The 16,807-nt window shown below is 38.0% G+C and carries 21 protein-coding genes; 13 read left to right on the top strand and 8 right to left on the bottom strand.

Annotation, left to right across the window (positions count from 1 at the left end; genetic code table 11):
* The 4 genes from BMW36_RS19760 to BMW36_RS19775 form a co-directional block, all read right to left on the bottom strand.
* A partial coding sequence (locus BMW36_RS19760; protein ID WP_139180350.1) for a transposase family protein occupies window positions 1-203 on the bottom strand: 203 nt, incomplete at its 3' end.
* Between the two features lie 518 nt (window positions 204-721).
* Window positions 722-2,311 (bottom strand): DUF4179 domain-containing protein, encoded by a 1,590-nt coding sequence (locus BMW36_RS19765; RefSeq protein ID WP_245711756.1) that lies wholly within the window; start codon window positions 2,309-2,311, stop codon window positions 722-724.
* Window positions 2,304-2,822 (bottom strand): RNA polymerase sigma factor, encoded by a 519-nt coding sequence (locus BMW36_RS19770; RefSeq protein ID WP_089744343.1) that lies wholly within the window; start codon window positions 2,820-2,822, stop codon window positions 2,304-2,306. Before BMW36_RS19770 ends, BMW36_RS19765 begins: the two co-directional genes overlap by 8 nt.
* A 129-nt stretch (window positions 2,823-2,951) precedes the next feature.
* Window positions 2,952-3,866: a class I SAM-dependent methyltransferase gene (locus tag BMW36_RS19775; protein ID WP_089744345.1), complete on the bottom strand. Its 915-nt coding sequence runs from the start codon at window positions 3,864-3,866 to the stop codon at window positions 2,952-2,954.
* A gap of 440 nt (window positions 3,867-4,306) precedes the next feature.
* Between BMW36_RS19775 and BMW36_RS19780 the strand changes: the two genes are divergently transcribed.
* The gene (locus BMW36_RS19780; RefSeq protein ID WP_089744347.1) at window positions 4,307-4,819 is read left to right on the top strand and encodes a hypothetical protein; all 513 of its coding nucleotides are present in this window, start codon (window positions 4,307-4,309) and stop codon (window positions 4,817-4,819) included.
* Window positions 4,820-5,020: 201 nt separating this feature from the next.
* Here the strand turns inward: BMW36_RS19780 and BMW36_RS19785 are convergent, their stop codons facing one another.
* Window positions 5,021-5,908: an alpha/beta fold hydrolase gene (locus tag BMW36_RS19785; protein WP_089744349.1), complete on the bottom strand. Its 888-nt coding sequence runs from the start codon at window positions 5,906-5,908 to the stop codon at window positions 5,021-5,023.
* 183 nt (window positions 5,909-6,091) lie between these two features.
* Here BMW36_RS19785 and BMW36_RS19790 point away from each other — a divergent pair, with 183 nt between their 5' ends.
* The 8 genes from BMW36_RS19790 to BMW36_RS19830 all read left to right on the top strand — a co-directional run bounded on the left by BMW36_RS19790 (window position 6,092) and on the right by BMW36_RS19830 (window position 11,508).
* Window positions 6,092-6,505, top strand: a complete 414-nt coding sequence (locus BMW36_RS19790) for an NUDIX hydrolase (protein WP_089744350.1) — start codon at window positions 6,092-6,094, stop codon at window positions 6,503-6,505.
* Entirely contained in the window at window positions 6,505-6,945 is a 441-nt protein-coding gene (locus BMW36_RS19795) for an NUDIX hydrolase (protein ID WP_089744352.1), read from the top strand. Before BMW36_RS19790 ends, BMW36_RS19795 begins: the two co-directional genes overlap by 1 nt.
* Window positions 6,946-6,963: 18 nt before the next feature.
* On the top strand, window positions 6,964-7,677 hold the full coding sequence (locus BMW36_RS19800; RefSeq protein ID WP_089744354.1) for a nucleotidyltransferase domain-containing protein: 714 nt from the start codon (window positions 6,964-6,966) through the stop codon (window positions 7,675-7,677).
* A 34-nt stretch (window positions 7,678-7,711) separates the two neighbouring features.
* A complete protein-coding gene (locus tag BMW36_RS19805) occupies window positions 7,712-8,092 on the top strand; it encodes an NIPSNAP family protein (RefSeq protein WP_089744356.1) in 381 nt (126 codons plus the stop codon).
* A 402-nt stretch (window positions 8,093-8,494) separates the two neighbouring features.
* The gene (locus BMW36_RS19815; protein ID WP_089744379.1) at window positions 8,495-9,514 is read left to right on the top strand and encodes a DUF2332 domain-containing protein; all 1,020 of its coding nucleotides are present in this window, start codon (window positions 8,495-8,497) and stop codon (window positions 9,512-9,514) included.
* Between the two features lie 120 nt (window positions 9,515-9,634).
* Complete coding sequence (locus BMW36_RS20795; protein ID WP_281243089.1) at window positions 9,635-9,766, top strand: hypothetical protein; 132 nt, start codon at window positions 9,635-9,637, stop codon at window positions 9,764-9,766.
* Between the two features lie 356 nt (window positions 9,767-10,122).
* On the top strand, window positions 10,123-11,040 hold the full coding sequence (locus tag BMW36_RS19825) for a VOC family protein (protein ID WP_089744362.1): 918 nt from the start codon (window positions 10,123-10,125) through the stop codon (window positions 11,038-11,040).
* Window positions 11,041-11,130: 90 nt separating this feature from the next.
* Complete coding sequence (locus BMW36_RS19830; protein ID WP_139180351.1) at window positions 11,131-11,508, top strand: SET domain-containing protein; 378 nt, start codon at window positions 11,131-11,133, stop codon at window positions 11,506-11,508.
* A gap of 30 nt (window positions 11,509-11,538) precedes the next feature.
* On the opposite strand, the gene BMW36_RS19835 is transcribed toward BMW36_RS19830, so the two are convergent.
* A complete protein-coding gene (locus tag BMW36_RS19835) occupies window positions 11,539-11,982 on the bottom strand; it encodes a GNAT family N-acetyltransferase (RefSeq protein ID WP_175480533.1) in 444 nt (147 codons plus the stop codon).
* Between the two features lie 122 nt (window positions 11,983-12,104).
* On the opposite strand from BMW36_RS19835, the gene BMW36_RS19840 reads away from it, so the two are divergent.
* The 3 genes from BMW36_RS19840 to BMW36_RS19850 are packed head-to-tail and all read left to right on the top strand — an operon-like array spanning window position 12,105 to window position 14,138.
* On the top strand, window positions 12,105-12,464 hold the full coding sequence (locus tag BMW36_RS19840) for a hypothetical protein (RefSeq protein ID WP_089744368.1): 360 nt from the start codon (window positions 12,105-12,107) through the stop codon (window positions 12,462-12,464).
* A gap of 36 nt (window positions 12,465-12,500) precedes the next feature.
* Entirely contained in the window at window positions 12,501-13,565 is a 1,065-nt protein-coding gene (locus tag BMW36_RS19845) for a nucleotidyltransferase domain-containing protein (protein ID WP_089744371.1), read from the top strand.
* 15 nt (window positions 13,566-13,580) lie between these two features.
* On the top strand, window positions 13,581-14,138 hold the full coding sequence (locus tag BMW36_RS19850) for a hypothetical protein (RefSeq protein WP_089744374.1): 558 nt from the start codon (window positions 13,581-13,583) through the stop codon (window positions 14,136-14,138).
* 121 nt (window positions 14,139-14,259) lie between these two features.
* On the opposite strand, the gene BMW36_RS19855 is transcribed toward BMW36_RS19850, so the two are convergent.
* Window positions 14,260-14,883: a DUF4352 domain-containing protein gene (locus BMW36_RS19855; protein ID WP_089744375.1), complete on the bottom strand. Its 624-nt coding sequence runs from the start codon at window positions 14,881-14,883 to the stop codon at window positions 14,260-14,262.
* A gap of 67 nt (window positions 14,884-14,950) precedes the next feature.
* Window positions 14,951-16,375: an alkaline phosphatase gene (locus tag BMW36_RS19860; RefSeq protein ID WP_089744377.1), complete on the bottom strand. Its 1,425-nt coding sequence runs from the start codon at window positions 16,373-16,375 to the stop codon at window positions 14,951-14,953.
* A 320-nt stretch (window positions 16,376-16,695) separates the two neighbouring features.
* Between BMW36_RS19860 and BMW36_RS19865 the strand changes: the two genes are divergently transcribed.
* Window positions 16,696-16,807: helix-turn-helix domain-containing protein (locus BMW36_RS19865; RefSeq protein ID WP_175480532.1), on the top strand; the 112-nt coding region annotated here is incomplete at its 3' end.

Consider the following 16,807-nt stretch of genomic DNA (forward strand, 5'->3'; position numbering starts at 1 on the left):
AACGTGGTTTGTCTACCGAAAATATGGTGATGTTGCACTTTTTGTATTCGATAATCATGCACTTTTTCTGTTACTTGGTTACAACTAGGACAATGATGAGGGACACGCTCCAATTCCACATGAAGTTGGTAATTGCCATCTTGTTCGAATGACTTTGTAACGATAACCCCTTCTAATCCTGGTAAAGAAATGTTAGAATTCAATTACACGCATCTCCTTTTTGTGATTTGTTTATTGGTCTAAACAAAGTGTAACAAAATTAGGAGATTGCGTGTTTTAATTTGTTTGAATTTTCTCTTTACCCCAACATATATTTTAGAGCCAAATTTTAAATGAGCGAAGTAGTTCGGGGCGCTTCCGAAAGCCATGAGTAAATATTTTAAATGAGCGAAGTAGTTCGGGGCGCTTCCGAAAGTCATGGGTAAAAATTTTAGATGAGCGAAGTAGTTCAGGACGCTTCCGAAACTCATGGGTAAAAATTTTAGATGAGCGAAGTAGTTCAGGACGCTTCCGAAAGTCATGGGTAAAAATTTTCAATGAGCGAAGTAGTTCGGGGCGCCTCCGAAACTCATGGCTAAAAATTTTCAATGAGCGAAGTAGTTCAGGACGCCTCCGAAACTCATGGCTAAAAATTTTCAATGAGCGAAGTAGTTCAGGAAGCTCTCTTTCCGCAACAGTCTCCAAATTTTGATGAAAGTTATTCTCTAGCAATTATCTTATTTTAGTTGAATTTCACTACTTTCTGTCGCTCTTCGTATGTTGTATACAGGAAAATATGCAATAATGTGTCCTGGTCACTGATATTCTTAAATGTTTCCACCTGTTTGTTACTGCTGTTCAATCCGTCATTCGATCTAGCTTCAGCAAAAATTCGATCCCCATTTCTATAAATGACTGATTGTGTAATGCCGCCAAATTGCGTGTCTTCGCTTTCCGATTCGATAATTAAGTTCTTTCCTTTAGTATAATATGTGAATTCGACCGGGTAACCTTGTATTTCTGTTTTCACTTTTTGAGATTGATTTGATATATTTTCTAGCTGAATTTTGTCATTCTTTGTTCCTTCATAGGAGACTTTTGCGCCCTGTAATTGAAGGGAAATCGGCTGGGTTTCTATATCCTTTAATATGTTTGTTGTTTCAAATGTAAGATAATTCTCTTCAGCAAAATATCCAGTTAATCTCTGGTCACCTATTTGCAGTTCAATGGTTTCATAATTAAAGACAGATTCATTACTGTCCAATCTCTCTTCATCAAAATACAGCTTTACTTCACTTGGAGAGACTGCTAACTCTTCGAATTGTAATACCCGATTGCCTAATTCCACCTCTTCATCCACATCCATAACGAAAGTTGATTTTTTGGCAAGATTGTGATTATATTCAAAGCTTAATGACCAATTTGCAGGGGAGAAAGCGATCGTATCTTGATATTCCAACGATATTTCCAAATCATTGACTTTATCTTCAGGAATTTGGAGAGAGTTGCCAACTTTCATTACGTTTGGTTCTGGTTTTTTATAAACAACAGTGGAGCTTTCTATTGGTTCACCATCAAGATGAAATGTCAAATTGGCATAATCTATCTTGTTTGAATCATTCAATTCAATGAGATAATCTAATTGATAGATGCCGTTATGATATTCACTATTTATATATTCGATTTCATCAATACCGTCATGGTCAATTGGTGTGGTCCCGTTCTGACTGATGTCTGAGTTATTCAGGGAAATTTGTTCTGTGCCATATTCGTGTAATCCTGAAACACTTAATGTAATTGTCTGATCTGCTTTCATCTCCTCTTCTGTATGGAAAAAGCCAACAATTTTATCCGCATTGTCATCGTATACAGCTGTAGCTTGTAAGATGGATTCCGTACCGTCTTCGCTGATCAGCATTGCCTCGTCAAATTGTGCTGCACTGATTACCTGGCTGGTTTCTTTATCGATACTGAAATTAATCGTTGTGCCATTTTGGTCTGCCACGATGTTATGAACAGTTAGAGTTCCTGTCTCGTTTTGACTGGATTGGTTAACTTCCTGACCAAATCCGTTCTCAAGTGAGGAAATAACACCAGGACGATTAATTTTATACATCCAATCGATGATGTCAGTTGAATAGGCTGCTAACACTGGGGTGGAAGAGATTACAATGGCAAATATGAAAGCGGGGATAGCTACTTTCAGCTTTTTGCCAGTACGTCCATTGTTTTGTTGTTTAAGTTGTATTTCATTCCACATTTTTTCCTTATCAGGTATCTGTAAATCATCTTTTTTAATTTGATTTTTGAAAATAGTCGATAGGTTATTCAAAGCTTTTCCTCCATTCCAGAAAATAGTATTGATTGTCATGAAACAGTTTTTTGATTAATTTCTTCCCTTTAAAATGTCTTGATTTGACTGTTCCTTCAGGGATCTTGAGAATTTCTGAAATTTCTTTATCCTTACATTCGTGAACATATTTTAATATCATGACTTTTCTAATCCGGACAGGCAGCTTATTTAATAATTCTACCAATTCACTTTCTTGTTCTTCAGGCTCGGAACGTTGAATCTCTGTCGATCGATTGAATGGAAATATGGCTTCCTTTAGGATTACCCGATTTTTTTTCTTCAAATAGTTACGAGACATATTCATTGCAATGCTTAGAAGCCAGGATTTCTGGTTATCTATGTTTGGAAAGTCTTTTGTTATTGCCTTTATGAAAACTTCCTGACAAAGATCTTCTGCATCATGCTTATTGTGAAGCATGTAATTGCAAGCTCGAAAAACGTCTTTATAATAGGTTTGGAATAATGTTTTTCCTTCTGTAATTCGTTCCACTATTCCACCTCCTTTGCTGTTTCTACATTAGTAACAATTTGAATAGGAAAAAAGTTCATTTTTGGGCTGGGAATAGTTTATGTAGGGTAAGAAAGCCCCTCAGCATGAACTGAGAGGCTATTTTAATGCTTATTTTTTTACTGCATGGATATAATGAATCGTTTCGAATGCCTTTAAATAATCATCTCTGTTTGAAAAAAACTGCTCCTGAATCTTAGCTGGTGATAGATGTTCGTAAACTAGTAAACCAGCTCTTTCCAGCATTTTATCCATTTCTAATCTGTTGAAACTTGATTTCATAGGTTCACCGCCGGCTGCGGCCATTTTGACCATATTTTCCACTCTGTTAGATAAACCTTTTTCTTCAAAAAGTTGATCGTCAGCGTAATCAAATACAATCGAGCTGCCTTCCGGAAGATTCGCAAACAGTTGCTTGATCAAGTCTTCATTTTCTTTTTTTGTTAAGTAATAGGAAACTCCGAGAAGACTAATGAAAGTTTTCTCATGTTGAAACCCTTGGTTAATCAACTCTTGGTAGGAAAAGTCTTTGGTGAAGTCCATTGGAATAAAATGAATATTTCCCGGGGCATAAAGCTCTTTGCTGTTTAATCTGTTCTTTTTGAATTCCTGTGTGGCTGGATGGTCGATTTCAAATATTTCTATATTGTCTTCCAGTTCTGGGTATCGAAGTGCAAATGTGTCCAAGCCGGCACCGAGAATTACGTACTGCTTGACGCCTAACTTTATTTCATTAAACAAAACTTTTTCACAATAGGCAGCTCTTGCTAATGGTGTGGGGGAGAGCTGCACCTGGACAATCCACTTCAATATTTCTTCAGGATTATCAGACCATTTTTGTGCAATCTCCTTGTTGAAAAACTGAATACCATCAATCATATTCCTGCTGATAGATGAGAATTCTTCATCGGAGATAAGTTCTTTCGCAATAAAATCATCAAAAATATTCGGTGTGTCATATTTACTGTGATATGCTCGCCCAAAAGACGATACTAGAGAGGTCATGCTAGATTCATTGTGTTTCATCCATTTTTCCTCCTAAAAAAAACAAGATTCCCCTGGCCAGGAGAATCTTATAATAACAGTAAATATGGTTAATGTAAATTATAGCATAAGTAAACTTTTTTGTCAAATATTTTGATATCATCTCAGTTATTATATATCAAAGCTTTAAAGAGGACAATAGTAGATACTTAGGAGGATCTGTGAATAGGTTTCATCATCAGAAAATGCGAAGGGGGATAATGCCGTGATGAATAAAGGAGGTTTCATCATCAGAAAGTGCGAAGGGGGATAATGCCGTGATGAATAAAGGAGGTTTCATCATCAGAAAGTGGGGAGAGGAGAGGTGCTTTGAAGAATAAACAGGAGATAAAAGTATTATTAGTTCAAATTTTTGTAACTTTTCCATCAAATAAGTCGACTGATATGTAAAGAGGGCAAATACTGAGGAGAAAAAATGAGTTATGAAAACAATAATAAGGATGATACCGATTATTTTCTTGCTGTGTGCTGTATTTCCTATCCAGTCCAGAGCTTTGAGTTGTGAAGAGGTAAAGGAACCAGTTATTGACCATTATGATTTGGCTGTCGCTGGAACCGTTTTAGAGGTAAGTAAGAATAAGGTGATGATAGAAGTGGAGCAAAGCTGGAAAAGAGAGGTTTCCTCACCGCTTATTTTCCATACTGACCTAACATGGGGATTTGGTTTTGAAAAAGATAGGCATTATCTTATATATCTTGATGAAAGGAATGGTGATTACGATAACAGCCCTTGCAGTCCGGTTGAACGAGGTGATGCACCAGAGAGGCTTGGAAATATGGAGCCAATGTCACCTGAGGAAGATGGGAATGCAGGCTTGAAAATGTGGATGCTCTTTCGTATCGAAAAAATTGTATTGTTTGGTGTTCTGCTGATAGTGACACTAGGGATTATTATTTTGTATAGTTATAGGAAAAGGATTCAATTGAAAGGGTGAAAATGTTGAAAGGTGAACGGAAAAGTAAAATTGTTGTTATTCTATTATTTTTAACATGTGGTTTTTCGTTTCTACTGCTCTGGCTGTTTTTGCATATAATGGCGACGATGTAGAAAAAGTTGTGACACACTTCCCCTTTTACTATAGGAAATGCGTCCCAGCTTTTTTTCTATGGTCTTTCTTGATCCTGGATTTTCCCCTTCAGGATTCGATAGGTAACTGTTTTAAAGTACTGTTTCTTTCCAGAAAGTGAATTGTCACCTTATCTGTTTCGCTTGCTGATTTGCCAAGCCAGATTAAATGTCCCCATGCATCTAGCCAGATCAGTTCAGAGTTGGGGATCAGTTTATGGGCTAATGATGGATGCTCGTGGGGAACAGAACTGTCATGTTTACTGTGCATAATTAATGTGGGACAGCTCACTGCTTGTAAATCTTCTGTTGTGATTGTGTTTACTTGCTCCAAATCAATGAAAAAACCAGTGCCAGAGCGTTGGCGGTTGTTCATTTTTCTGATTTCTTCCATATCTTTTTGATCAAATTTCTCTTTAGCCTCCTGGAATTTTAAGCTGCTGAATGATGGAAACATCTGTCTGAAAATAAATCCTGGCACCAAATTATTGATGGAGCCAATCATTTTCCATGTGTATTTCTCTGTCTTAGGATGGAACAGTAATTTCGCAGCTTTGTATTCCATATCCTTTGGTGTGAGCCATTCTTTTGTAACGGCTGATTGTAATACCAGGCTTTGGACATATTCAGGATAGTGAGCAGCAAAGGCAATTCCAGTCGGGCCACCTGCTGAGATTGCCATAAGATGAACTTTATTAATATGTAAGTAATCTAATAAATGCTTGTAATATCTGCAGGCTGTTGCCAGACTTTCTCCAATTTCCGCTGATGTTTTTCCATAACCAGGGCGTGATGGGGTGATGAGGGAATAGCCGTTATCAATTAATGCCTGATAGCCAAATTCTTCATGGCAATTGGAATGGCCGCCATGGAAAATAAGAATAGGCTCCCCTTCTCCAATAATGGAATATTCGATCGTTACGTGATCTATTTTTACAGTCTCAATTTTTCTATCCATTTATTTTCTCCTTTAAATGAATTTACCATCAAATTGATCATATCATAGTCCATAATAGAAAAATAGATAGTTCCATGCAGATGCGAATTATGGGATAATATGGTATAGGAGAATGGATGTGTGTGACTGAATGTTGAAGCAATACCATGATGTGAAAGCGTTTTAAGGAAAGGGGTGTGCAAAATGGAAAAGTGGGTTGGTTCATCTGCTGTCTGTATAAATGAGTGTGGCGAATTGCTGATGGTGCTTCAGGGCAGAGCTGATGAGAAGAAAAAGTGGTCGGTGCCATCAGGAGGAATGGAGAAAGGAGAAACTTTGGAACAATGTTGTATAAGAGAAGTGTGGGAGGAGACGGGTTATCTGATAGAAATTGAAGAGGGAATAAAGGTTAAAAACGGAACTAATTTAAGCATTCCTATCCTAACAGAGGTGCATTATTTTTCAGTGAAAATTACGGGTGGGAAGAGGAAAATTCAGGATCCTGACAATTTAATTTATGATATTGCCTGGAAAACGCTAGATGAGTTAAAGAGGTTAGAATTAAGTTTTCCGGAGGACCGGGAATTTTTGATAGATCTGCTTAAGGAGGCGAAATGATGGGTTATATTGAAAATTTGCGCAAATTAGTTGGTCACCAGCCATTAGTTCTTACAGGTGTGGCAGTTGGGGTGATTAATGATTGTGGGGAAATTTTGCTGCAAAAAAGAATGGACGGGGTGTGGGGAGTACCGGGGGGATTAGTCGAATTAGGTGAAAGTACTGAAGACACGGGGAGGAGAGAGGTGCTGGAGGAAACGGGTATAGAAATTGGCAAATTAGAGCTTGTAACTGTTTTGTCTGGTCCGGAGTACTTTGTGAAATTAATGAATGGGGATGAATTTTATCCTGTAACCATTGTTTATATGACGAAAGAGATAAAAGGTGGAGAACTCAAGCCGGACGGAGTGGAATCAATGGAAGTGAGCTTTTTTTCTGTAAATAATTTACCCGAAAAGCTGAACCCGCTGATAAAAAATTTAATGAAAAAATACATGTAGAAAAGAGTGACGACTATAGTGAGAGAGTTGACGGCGATTGATGCAGCGGAACGGTTTATCGAGACATTTTTCCCAACATGTGAGGCGGCAGTTCTGGCTGGGAGTGTAGTGAGAGGGGAAGCAACGGATACCTCTGATTTAGATATTGTTATTTTTGATAAAAAGGTTGAGTCTTCTTACCGTGAGTCATTAATCGAATTCGGCTGGCCGATTGAGGTATTTGTACATAACCTTTCTTCTTACAGAGAATTTTTTGAGATGGATTATCGAAATGCCCGGCCATCCATGCAGCGGATGATTGCAGAAGGGATTGTTTTAAAAGATGAGGGAGTTTTACAAGCGATAAAATCGGAAGCGGAAGAAATGTTGAAACAGGGCCCGGAGAACTGGACGGAAGATACGATTAGGTTGAAGCGTTATTTTCTTACAGACTTGCTTGATGATTTTATCGGCTCTAATAAACGAGCGGAAGAGATATTTATTGCCGGCGAGTTGGCAATGAAAATTCATGAATTTGTTTTGCGGACGAATGATTGCTGGATTGGATCCTCGAAATGGATTGTTCGAGCATTGCGGCAGTATGATCATGATTTTGCGGAGAGATTTGCTGATGCATTTGATGTTTACTACCGAACGGAAGAAAAGAGCAGGGTGATTGAATTATGTGATGAAGTGCTAGAACCGTATGGAGGAAGATTGTTTGATGGATTTTCGCTGGGGAAAAGTGAGTGATTGCTAATTAATTGTGTAAGAGGGGGATAACTCAATGATTTACCGAAGAAAAACATATCAGATTGACCCATCTGTTTTGGAACCATTTAATGAGCATTTTAATGCCACTCTTTTGCCTGCGCAACTTAAATATGGCGCCAGATTAGTTGGCAGGTGGATGACGAAGGAAACGGACGGTATGATAGAGATTTTTGCGATTTGGGAATATGACTCTTATGAAGCTTATGAAACGATTGAAACCAAAGTGAAGAGTGACAAGGCCCATGTGAAGCGGGTCCAGCAATGGTATCAAAAAATGGGCGGGAAAGAAAAATTGAAAGATCTCTTCTTTAAAATAGAGCAGGATTTTGTTGAGGCTACTGTTCCGAGGGATAAAACTATTATGGGTGAAGGTGGGCGTAAGCATGAAGAATAAAATACCATGAATAACGATCTTTGCGCAAACCTGATCGGAGTTTTTCAATAAAATCCGTGTTATATCTGAAAGGAGCTCCTATGACCCTGGCCGTTTTAATTAGTACGATTATTGCACTGATATTTTCCACTATATGCTGTTCATGGATAAATAACATTCAGAATAACAAATGGTTAAGCTTGTCTATTGCTTTCATTGTAAATATGTTCATCCTTTGTACTGCCGCAATTATCTTCTATATAACAGATGTCCAGCAATTCCATAAACAGCCAGATGGTATTTTTCAATCATTAGGTATTCTAGTATTTCCCTTTTGTATTCCTATTGTTACGTTGATCAATTTCTTTATTCTTGATATTAAAAGGTATAGACGGTAAGGAGGATGTTTTATTGGATAAAATTATGTTATCTCAGAGATTTAGGGATTTTGCTAAGAGGGAATGTAAGGGGTCCAGCAATTTATATGAGTATCTATCACATGAAATCTCCAGAGATGAGCAGATCCTCGAATTAAGTTTACATGCCAGGGATGGCCAGCCTGTACCGAACTTGTTATTTGGTGCAGTCCATTATCTGTTGTTAAAAGGAAAAGACCACCCACTGAAACAGTATTATCCAAGCCTTGTAAAGCATCCCTTAGATGTGGAAGCAGCATTTCCTCATTTCAAAAATTTTTGCAAGCAGCATGAAAATGAAATCATCACTCTTTTGAAAAACAAATTAGTTCAGACTAATGAAGTAAGACGCTGTACTTACCTTTATCCGAGTTTTTGTTATATGTATAAGAAAGTGAACAAGCCTCTGTCATTAATTGAAATTGGCACAAGTGCAGGTCTTCAGCTTTTGTGGGATAAGTACAGTTATTCTTATGGAACAGGGGAAGTTTTTGGTGAAGAAAACGCTCATGTGCATATTTCATCAGAAATTAAAGGTGATAACCTTCCTTCTTTTTTGCCAGGACCTCCTCCTGTTGGATCAAAGATTGGCTTGGATTTACATATTAGTGATTTGAGAGATACAGAAGATTATCTATGGCTTAAGTCGCTAATCTGGCCGGAGCATAAGGAAAGAATGGAACTATTCGATCAGGCAGCAAGCTGTTTTCAGAAGAATCCAGTGGAACTGCTTGAAGGAGATGGGATTGCCTTGCTTGATGGTGTTGTAGAAACTTTACCAGATAATGCGCTTATCGGAATTTTTCATACACATGTTGCCAATCAGTTTCCGGAGGAGTTAAAGCATCAGCTTTTAGAAAAAGTGCAGAAAATTGGTGCAGGACGGGATATTTTTCACCTTTATAATAATATGTGGGATAGAAAGCTTCACCTGGATTACTTTATTGACGGTGTGGAACACAATCAAGTGATAGGGGAAACGGATGGTCACGGGAGATGGTTTGAGTGGAGACTGCAAGAGGCGTAGAATGCGGATATGGTATAGGAAAAGCACTTCCATATTCAAGTCTTTTTTAAATAGGAAAAATTAGTAATATGCTATAATCTCACTTTCACATCTGCTATACTTCTAAGCAGGAGGTGCCATATGGATCTATTAGCTGACAACAAACGTTATGCTTTAGCGAGCTTAATTACGGCGATTGTTATAGGTTTCATAGACTGGTATGTCACAGGGAATATTTATGACAGGGAGTACTTTTTGCTCTTATCATTATAGGTACTTATATGATTGCTATTGCATTTATATTCTCTACAATTATAAATATATCCGAAAAGTTAACGAATAATCTTTACCTGCGTTTTCTAATCTTTCATATTATTGGTCTTCTAATTGTACTTATTATATACAGATGGGTTCCTATCCTAATATTTTTTGCGCCGACATCTTATTTAAGTTTACCAATATATTATTTCGCACATAACCTTATTAAGAAAAGACAAGAAAGTCAGGTTACAATTAGCGAAAATGATGAAAAGTAGCCCCTGTCGCCGTTTTTCGATGATTGGGTTTATTAATATATCTCCATATGCATATAACATGAAAACCGGATTATTCTATTATAAGGAGTGGTAATGATGAGCACGTCCCAGAAAATTGTTCCGCATTTATGGTTTGACAAGGAAGCATTTGAGGCGGCAAAGTTTTACACGTCTATTTTCCCCGAGTCCAGAATCTTGAACAGGACAACCATTCCTGACACTCCCTCTGGAGATGCGGAAGAAGTTTCATTTGAATTGTGGGGACAGAAATTCATGGCGATTAGTGCAGGGCCTCATTTTCAATTCAATCCATCGATCTCTTTTATGGTGAATTTTGACCCATCGAGACTACCGGATGCTGCTGAAAAACTTGAACGGGTTTGGAGCAAATTATCTGAAGGCGGTACAGTGTTAATGCCGCTTAATTCATATCCATTTAGTGAGAAATATGGCTGGATCCAGGATAAGTATGGTTTATCATGGCAGTTAATTCTCACCAATCCGGAAGGGGAAGAGCGGCCTGTGATCATTCCTTCTATCATGTTTGTTGGTGAAAATTGTGGCAATGCGGAAGAGGCGGCCAATTTTTATTTATCCATATTTAAAAATGCAAAGTCCGGGAATATTGTTCGGTATCCACAAGGTATGGACCCGGAAAAAGAAGGTACCATTATGTTTTCAGATTTTTCGTTGGAGAATCAGTGGTTCGTAGCAATGGACAGTGCCCAGGATCATTCATTCCAACTTAATGAAGCGATCTCATTCATGGTTTATTGTGAAACACAAGAGGAAATCGATTTCTATTGGAGTGAGCTGTCGGCAGTGCCAGAGTCGGAACAATGCGGCTGGTTGAAGGACAAGTTCGGAATTTCCTGGCAGATTGTACCTCTTGTGATGGAGGAAATGATGAATAGCGGTACTCCGGATCAAATCGCACGAGTCACTCAAGCTACTCTCCAAATGAAGAAGCTGGATATGGAAAAACTGCAAAAAGCTTTCAATGGAGGATAAAAGATGCCGTAATTATCTTATCTAACAATCATTCCTTATTCATGTTATAATGGAGATTGCTTTATAAAAAATAGTGAGTAGGTGAACGATATGATAGAAATAAAAACATCTTCACTCAGTGATGGAGAATTCAACAGAGGCGTATTTGCTACACGCGATATAAAAAAAGGCGAGCTTATACACGAAGCGCCTGTTATCTCATACCCGAACGAAGAGCATGAACACATTGAGAAAACCTTACTCGCTGATTATGCGTTTGAGTACGGAATAAATCACACAGCAATTCTGCTTGGATATGGAATGCTGTTTAATCATTCTTATCAACCGAATGCGAACTATGAGATTAATTTTGATAATCACACATTCGAATTTTATGCGTACACAGATATAAAAGCAGGCGATGAGATTTTAATCAATTACAATGGGGAAGTGGATATTAATGATCCGCTTTGGTTTAATCAGGAATAAGAACGAAGACCTCTCTCGGGAGGTCTTTTTCTATATAGAATAGTTTATCCAGTCACCAGTAGTCCCGCCCATTTTTTCATAAAAACGCTGGGCACGGTAATTATCTTTGACAGTTACCCATGCCATATGGGCAAAGTCATTTTCATTGCTGTAATGATGACATGCTTGGAAAAGTTCTTGTGCAACACCATTACCACGCTCATTTTCTACTACAAAGAGATCATTCATTACAGTGATTTTGTCGGCTTTTGTTGTACTGTAACTGAAATACAATGTGGCAAATCCGACAAGTTCCTCATCTTTTTCTGCTACAAATTGAATTCCTTGATCATGGGTTAGCAGCATGTCGATCAGTTGATCTATTTTTTCTGCAGCTGGTTTTGGTCTCTGGTAAAAATCAACGATGTATGTATACATTAGTTCGGTTAATCCAGGTATATCTTGTGAGACTGCTTGGCGCACAATAAGTGACATCATTTTCACCTTCCTTTCTTTATAATGTATGAATATACATTAATGTGTAAAATTATGCAATATTTTCAGTTGGAAATGTAATTGGAATTATATGTTATAATACCAGTATAAGGGGGTTCTTCATGGGGATTTCAGTTGTCATGTTTGGAATGATCGCATTTATCCTGCTCGGACTTATCGTTATTCCAGTCATCATTATCGGTACTTTCGGTAATGGATCACCACCGCTTAAATTTTCCTATATTTCCTTCGTATTGCTAACCATTCAGTGGACGCTTTATCTAACTGGATTTTATGTATGGCTTCCAGTTTCCGTACCAGACGTTGCCTTTACCCCGATCTGGTTTGTCATTTGTGCACTTGCTCTGATTTCTGTCGTGCGTGAATGGAAAAACAATCCGGCGGTATCTTTCGTGCTTTTAGTGTTGACAGGGATTAGCTTTATTTTTGCTGTATTTATATATGGGTTAAGTAATATGTAATATTTCGGAGATTGTTATAAAGAGAGAGGGAAAAAGATGAAAAATACGATCGAGAAAACAAATCAGGTATTACTAGATTTGGTTATTCAAAAAGTGAAGGCTGAATATGAGAATGATATTGACTTAATTGGTGTGTACGGTTCCTGTGTGACAGGGGATTATCATGAAAAATCGGATTTGGATGTATTAGTTGTAGTCAATAATGAAAGGGGTTACGGATTTTCGCGCTGCTTTATACTAAACGATATTGGCTATGATCTGTATGGGTCAACATGGTCCAAACTGGAAGACATTGCATCATTTGATCATACGTTTACGGCTGAACTGGTTGATGCAGAGATTGTATATTACCGGAATGGTGAAAGTGCTGAGCGATTTAAACGGTTAAAACAGCAAGCGCTTGAGGTGATGAAAAATCCATTGACACCTGAAATGCTCAACAAGGCTAAGAAGCATTTAGATGATGCTATTCTTGCTTACGGTAAAATGATGCTGGAAGATGAGATTGGTGTAGTGAGGCATGCATCAGGAGAAGTAATCTATTGTTTGGCGAATACGATAAGTTTGCTGAATCGTACATATTATAAACTAGGTGTGAAGCGGCAACTTGAGGAAATTCTTGCAATGAGACTTGTTCCAGAAAACTATGAAACAAATTTTCACGGATTTTTACTCGCTGAAACAGTAACAGAGATAGGGGAATGGACAGGCAAGCTGATCAAAAGTGTAAAGAAACTGTATCAGGATATTGCTGAGAAGACTACTAGTAACCCCAAACCAACGAGGGATAATTTGCGTGGAACGTATGAAGAAATTTGGTCGAACTTGTACAACAAAGTCCGTTATGCTGCACAACACGAAGATATGTTTCTTGCTTTTTCAGCAGGGGAGAGCTGCCAGGGATTCTATGATCACATGCATCAAACTTGCGGAACCTCCCGCATCGAACTAATGAAGCATTTTGATCCGAAAAATCTTAACAACTTTGCTGATGAATTTGCAAAAGCGATGGAATTGTATAAGACAGAATATGAGAAGCTGGGAATGAAAGTGCAGTCGTATGATTCTTTGGAAGCTTTTAAGGAGGATTATCTGGGGTAGGAGAGGGTGGAATACATGAGGAAAGGTACCTTTATAACCATTGTGCTTATTCTGTCACTCATTGTAAATGTGGTGTTGTTTATACAGCTATTCAGCAGGAATGAAGAAAGATTAGCTCATTTCGAAGAAGTACACAATGGAATCAGGTATGCATCCGAATTGGGTGACATACTTAACAGGGGGTACAGTGAACTCTCCTTGGATAAAAAAGTGGAATATTTAACTGCCATACATTGGAGTCTCACATTATCTGCCTGGACATTAGAAGATCTGGAGCCAGACAGCAAGGAATATCGTAATTTCACAAGTTTATTAATAGTTTACCGGGAAATACCCACAGAGTTAAAAGATCAGTTACGGGACGAAATAGAGGATAAAATCGTGTCGAATCTACTCAGTATCTGGTTACAAGACATGGATAGGATCAATGATAGTTTTCAACATTTTGAGCTGCCTGATTCGAGCGATAAAGAGATACAAAGATTACTGGATGCATTAATTGATGAACTGGAATATGAGAATGAATTGCTGGAGGAGTATAAACAGATATGGAATTCAAACACGCCGAGTTAACTGAAGTTGGAATCAAAAGCTTGTTGATATGGCGGTTTTTCTCATCTCCCATTCAATCGCTAAAACCACATTCACACACGGAAGCGGCTTTAGCTTTGAAAAAAGGAGAAATCCTGATCGCTTACCATTCAATCTCTATTGTCTCGGAATCTGCGGTTTTTTGATCGTTTGCGTCAAATACATCACTTGTTATGATTTGAAAAGAGCTCAACCCTTCTGATTCTGACACGATAAAACCGAGGTTTCCTTTTCTTGATTCATTCGGTTGCATTATTTCATTTAATCCCTCTAAGTATATATCTTTTTCCCAGCTGATTTTTTCCTCGTTATTCGTTTCTATCATTGCAACTGGGGCGAATTTCCGTGGTTCATCCGAGGTGTTCCTTACCTCTACAAAAACTTTGACAAAATCGAATTCTTCCTCATGCGTTAACTCATGAAAATAATCTATTAAACTGTAATCTGGACGGAGATGGATCATTTTTGCATCTCTAATAGTAAGCTCCATATCACCGATTGTGTAAGTTTTATCCAATTGATTGATCTCTAATAATGTTGCTTTTCCTTTTTCGTCTTCTACACTCTCTTGTTCTTCTAGTAACATGCTGTCATCCGGTACTTGCGGATTAAGTACATAACCATCTAAATACTCCGGTTTTTCTTTAGGTTTTGATTCTGCTTCACTTTCATTTGAGCATCCGGCAAGTGCAATAATTAAAATAAACAGTAGTAAAAATTTTCTCATTATATGTGCCCCTTTACATTTTGTGAAAAAGCCTTACATGATTGGTTGTCATGTAAGGCAGATACTTTTATTTTTCTTCTGCGTTGTCAGCTTCTTCTTCTTCTTCTACAATGTCTTTATCTTCAATTACGATGTCTTTTTCACCATTTTCTAATATATCAAAAATGATTTTGGCATTATCCGTGTTTTCAATTTGACCGATAAATCGCTCAGAGCTTGGACCAAAAGCATAAGTAGGGACGTCTTCACCAGTGTGTCCACCTGTAGTCCAGCCAGTGTGAGATCTCTGATCGAAAATTTTCTCAATTGCGTTATCGATCTCCACAGTGTCTTCTGTTTCAGTAGCATCTTTTACTGATTGAATTTCTTCCTCAGTAAGTTCCAAATCGATGTATTCAGCTAGTGTTTCTTCCACGTCCGCACCACCTGCAATCTCTGCAGCCATAAAATCTGGTGTGCGTTTTGCTGCTTTAAGCGGCTCACTGAACCAATTATAAATACCATCAGCACCAATCGAATAACCGCCTGTAGAGTGGTCTGCTGTTGCGACAACTAATGTATGTTCATCTTCCATCGCGAACTCGATTGCTGCATTAAATGCACCTTCGAAGTCTTCCATTTCACTCATTGCTGCTACAATGTCGTTATCATGGCCAGCCCAGTCTATTTGGCTACCTTCAATCATTAAGAAAAATCCTTCTTCGTTTTGATTCAAACGATCGATAGCAGATCTTGTCATATCTTCTAATGAAGGCGTTTCTTCTGTACGATCAATCAATTTAGGTAATCCGCGGTTTGCGAAAAGTCCTAATACTTGTTCATTATCATCTTCAAAAAGATCTTCTTTTGTAGTGACATAGCTGTAACCATCTTCTTCAAATTCTTCGATCAGGTTACGGTCCTCACGATCAAATAAGTCTGTTCCACCGCCAAGTAAAACATCAATTTTATGCTCGCCATTAACTAATTCATCGTAATAATCATCAGCAATTTCATTCATATTGTGACGGCTGTGATCATGTGCACCAAAAGATGCTGGTGTAGCGTGAGTGATCTCTGAAGTAGCGACAAGTCCAGTTGATTTCCCTAATTCCTTTGCTCTTTCTAAAACGGTTTTCACTTCGGAACCGTCGTTATCCACTGCGATCCCGTTGTTATATGTTTTTACCCCAGCAGACATTGCGGTTGCAGCAGAAGCAGAGTCAGTAATATTCTCCTCTGGATCTTCAGGATATGTCATTTGTTGTCCCACTAAGTATGGGTCAAATCCCGTTTGCTCAACGAATTTTGATTCTTTTGAGTCACTGAAGTAACGATATACAGAAGTATAGGAAACTCCCATTCCGTCACCAACTAAGAAAATCACATTTTTAATCTCTGGATTCTCTTCTTCTTTTTCTGCCAGAACTGGAGATGCTACCCCTGATAAACTAGAGAAAGCGACACCAGCAACTACGGCAAGTGATAAAATCTTTTTACTAATCTTCAATATATTCCCTCCTAAATTATTACTCTATTAATATCCTACTTGACTATTTTTAAGCAGAGGTAAAGGGAAAGTAATGTTATAGTAAATTTTTGTATTATTATAGAACTATGCAGATAGAACTACCTCTTGCCAGGAACCTGGTTTTCTATCCTGTGTTATACTATTTTTAACGAACTTCCGACAGAAGTCTCCCTCTTCAAGCGTGTGAAGGCCGTAGTCCAACGGTAAGGGGGAGATGAATGTCGGTTGGGAGATATCCCAAAGGAGTTGCTTTTATCGAACTTATGTTCTATAATGAGAGTGAGAAAGGGAGGTGATTGGATGTGTCGAAACTTAACAAGGCCTATAAGTTTCGATTGTATCCAACGGAGGAACAGGCTTTGTTGATGCATAAAACCTTTGGTTGTGTTCGCTTTGTCTATAACAAAATGTTAG

It is taken from the genome of Gracilibacillus ureilyticus, assembly GCF_900111195.1.
Lineage (GTDB): Bacteria > Bacillota > Bacilli > Bacillales > Amphibacillaceae > Gracilibacillus > Gracilibacillus ureilyticus.

Bases quoted from the DNA above. Each gene is read 5' to 3' on its own strand.
- BMW36_RS19855 (WP_089744375.1), bottom strand. From the start codon at position 14,883: ATGAGAAAATTTTTACTACTGTTTATTTTAATTATTGCACTTGCCGGA.
- BMW36_RS19775 (WP_089744345.1), bottom strand. From the start codon at position 3,866: ATGAAACACAATGAATCTAGCATGACCTCTCTAGTATCGTCTTTTGGG.
- BMW36_RS19790 (WP_089744350.1), top strand. From the start codon at position 6,092: ATGGAAAAGTGGGTTGGTTCATCTGCTGTCTGTATAAATGAGTGTGGC.
- BMW36_RS19850 (WP_089744374.1), top strand. From the start codon at position 13,581: ATGAGGAAAGGTACCTTTATAACCATTGTGCTTATTCTGTCACTCATT.
- BMW36_RS19815 (WP_089744379.1), top strand. From the start codon at position 8,495: ATGTTATCTCAGAGATTTAGGGATTTTGCTAAGAGGGAATGTAAGGGG.
- BMW36_RS19780 (WP_089744347.1), top strand. From the start codon at position 4,307: ATGAAAACAATAATAAGGATGATACCGATTATTTTCTTGCTGTGTGCT.
- BMW36_RS19825 (WP_089744362.1), top strand. From the start codon at position 10,123: ATGATGAGCACGTCCCAGAAAATTGTTCCGCATTTATGGTTTGACAAG.
- BMW36_RS19805 (WP_089744356.1), top strand. From the start codon at position 7,712: ATGATTTACCGAAGAAAAACATATCAGATTGACCCATCTGTTTTGGAA.
- BMW36_RS19795 (WP_089744352.1), top strand. From the start codon at position 6,505: ATGGGTTATATTGAAAATTTGCGCAAATTAGTTGGTCACCAGCCATTA.
- BMW36_RS20795 (WP_281243089.1), top strand. From the start codon at position 9,635: ATGGATCTATTAGCTGACAACAAACGTTATGCTTTAGCGAGCTTAATT.
- BMW36_RS19845 (WP_089744371.1), top strand. From the start codon at position 12,501: ATGAAAAATACGATCGAGAAAACAAATCAGGTATTACTAGATTTGGTT.
- BMW36_RS19785 (WP_089744349.1), bottom strand. From the start codon at position 5,908: ATGGATAGAAAAATTGAGACTGTAAAAATAGATCACGTAACGATCGAA.
- BMW36_RS19830 (WP_139180351.1), top strand. From the start codon at position 11,131: ATGATAGAAATAAAAACATCTTCACTCAGTGATGGAGAATTCAACAGA.
- BMW36_RS19840 (WP_089744368.1), top strand. From the start codon at position 12,105: ATGGGGATTTCAGTTGTCATGTTTGGAATGATCGCATTTATCCTGCTC.
- BMW36_RS19835 (WP_175480533.1), bottom strand. From the start codon at position 11,982: ATGTCACTTATTGTGCGCCAAGCAGTCTCACAAGATATACCTGGATTA.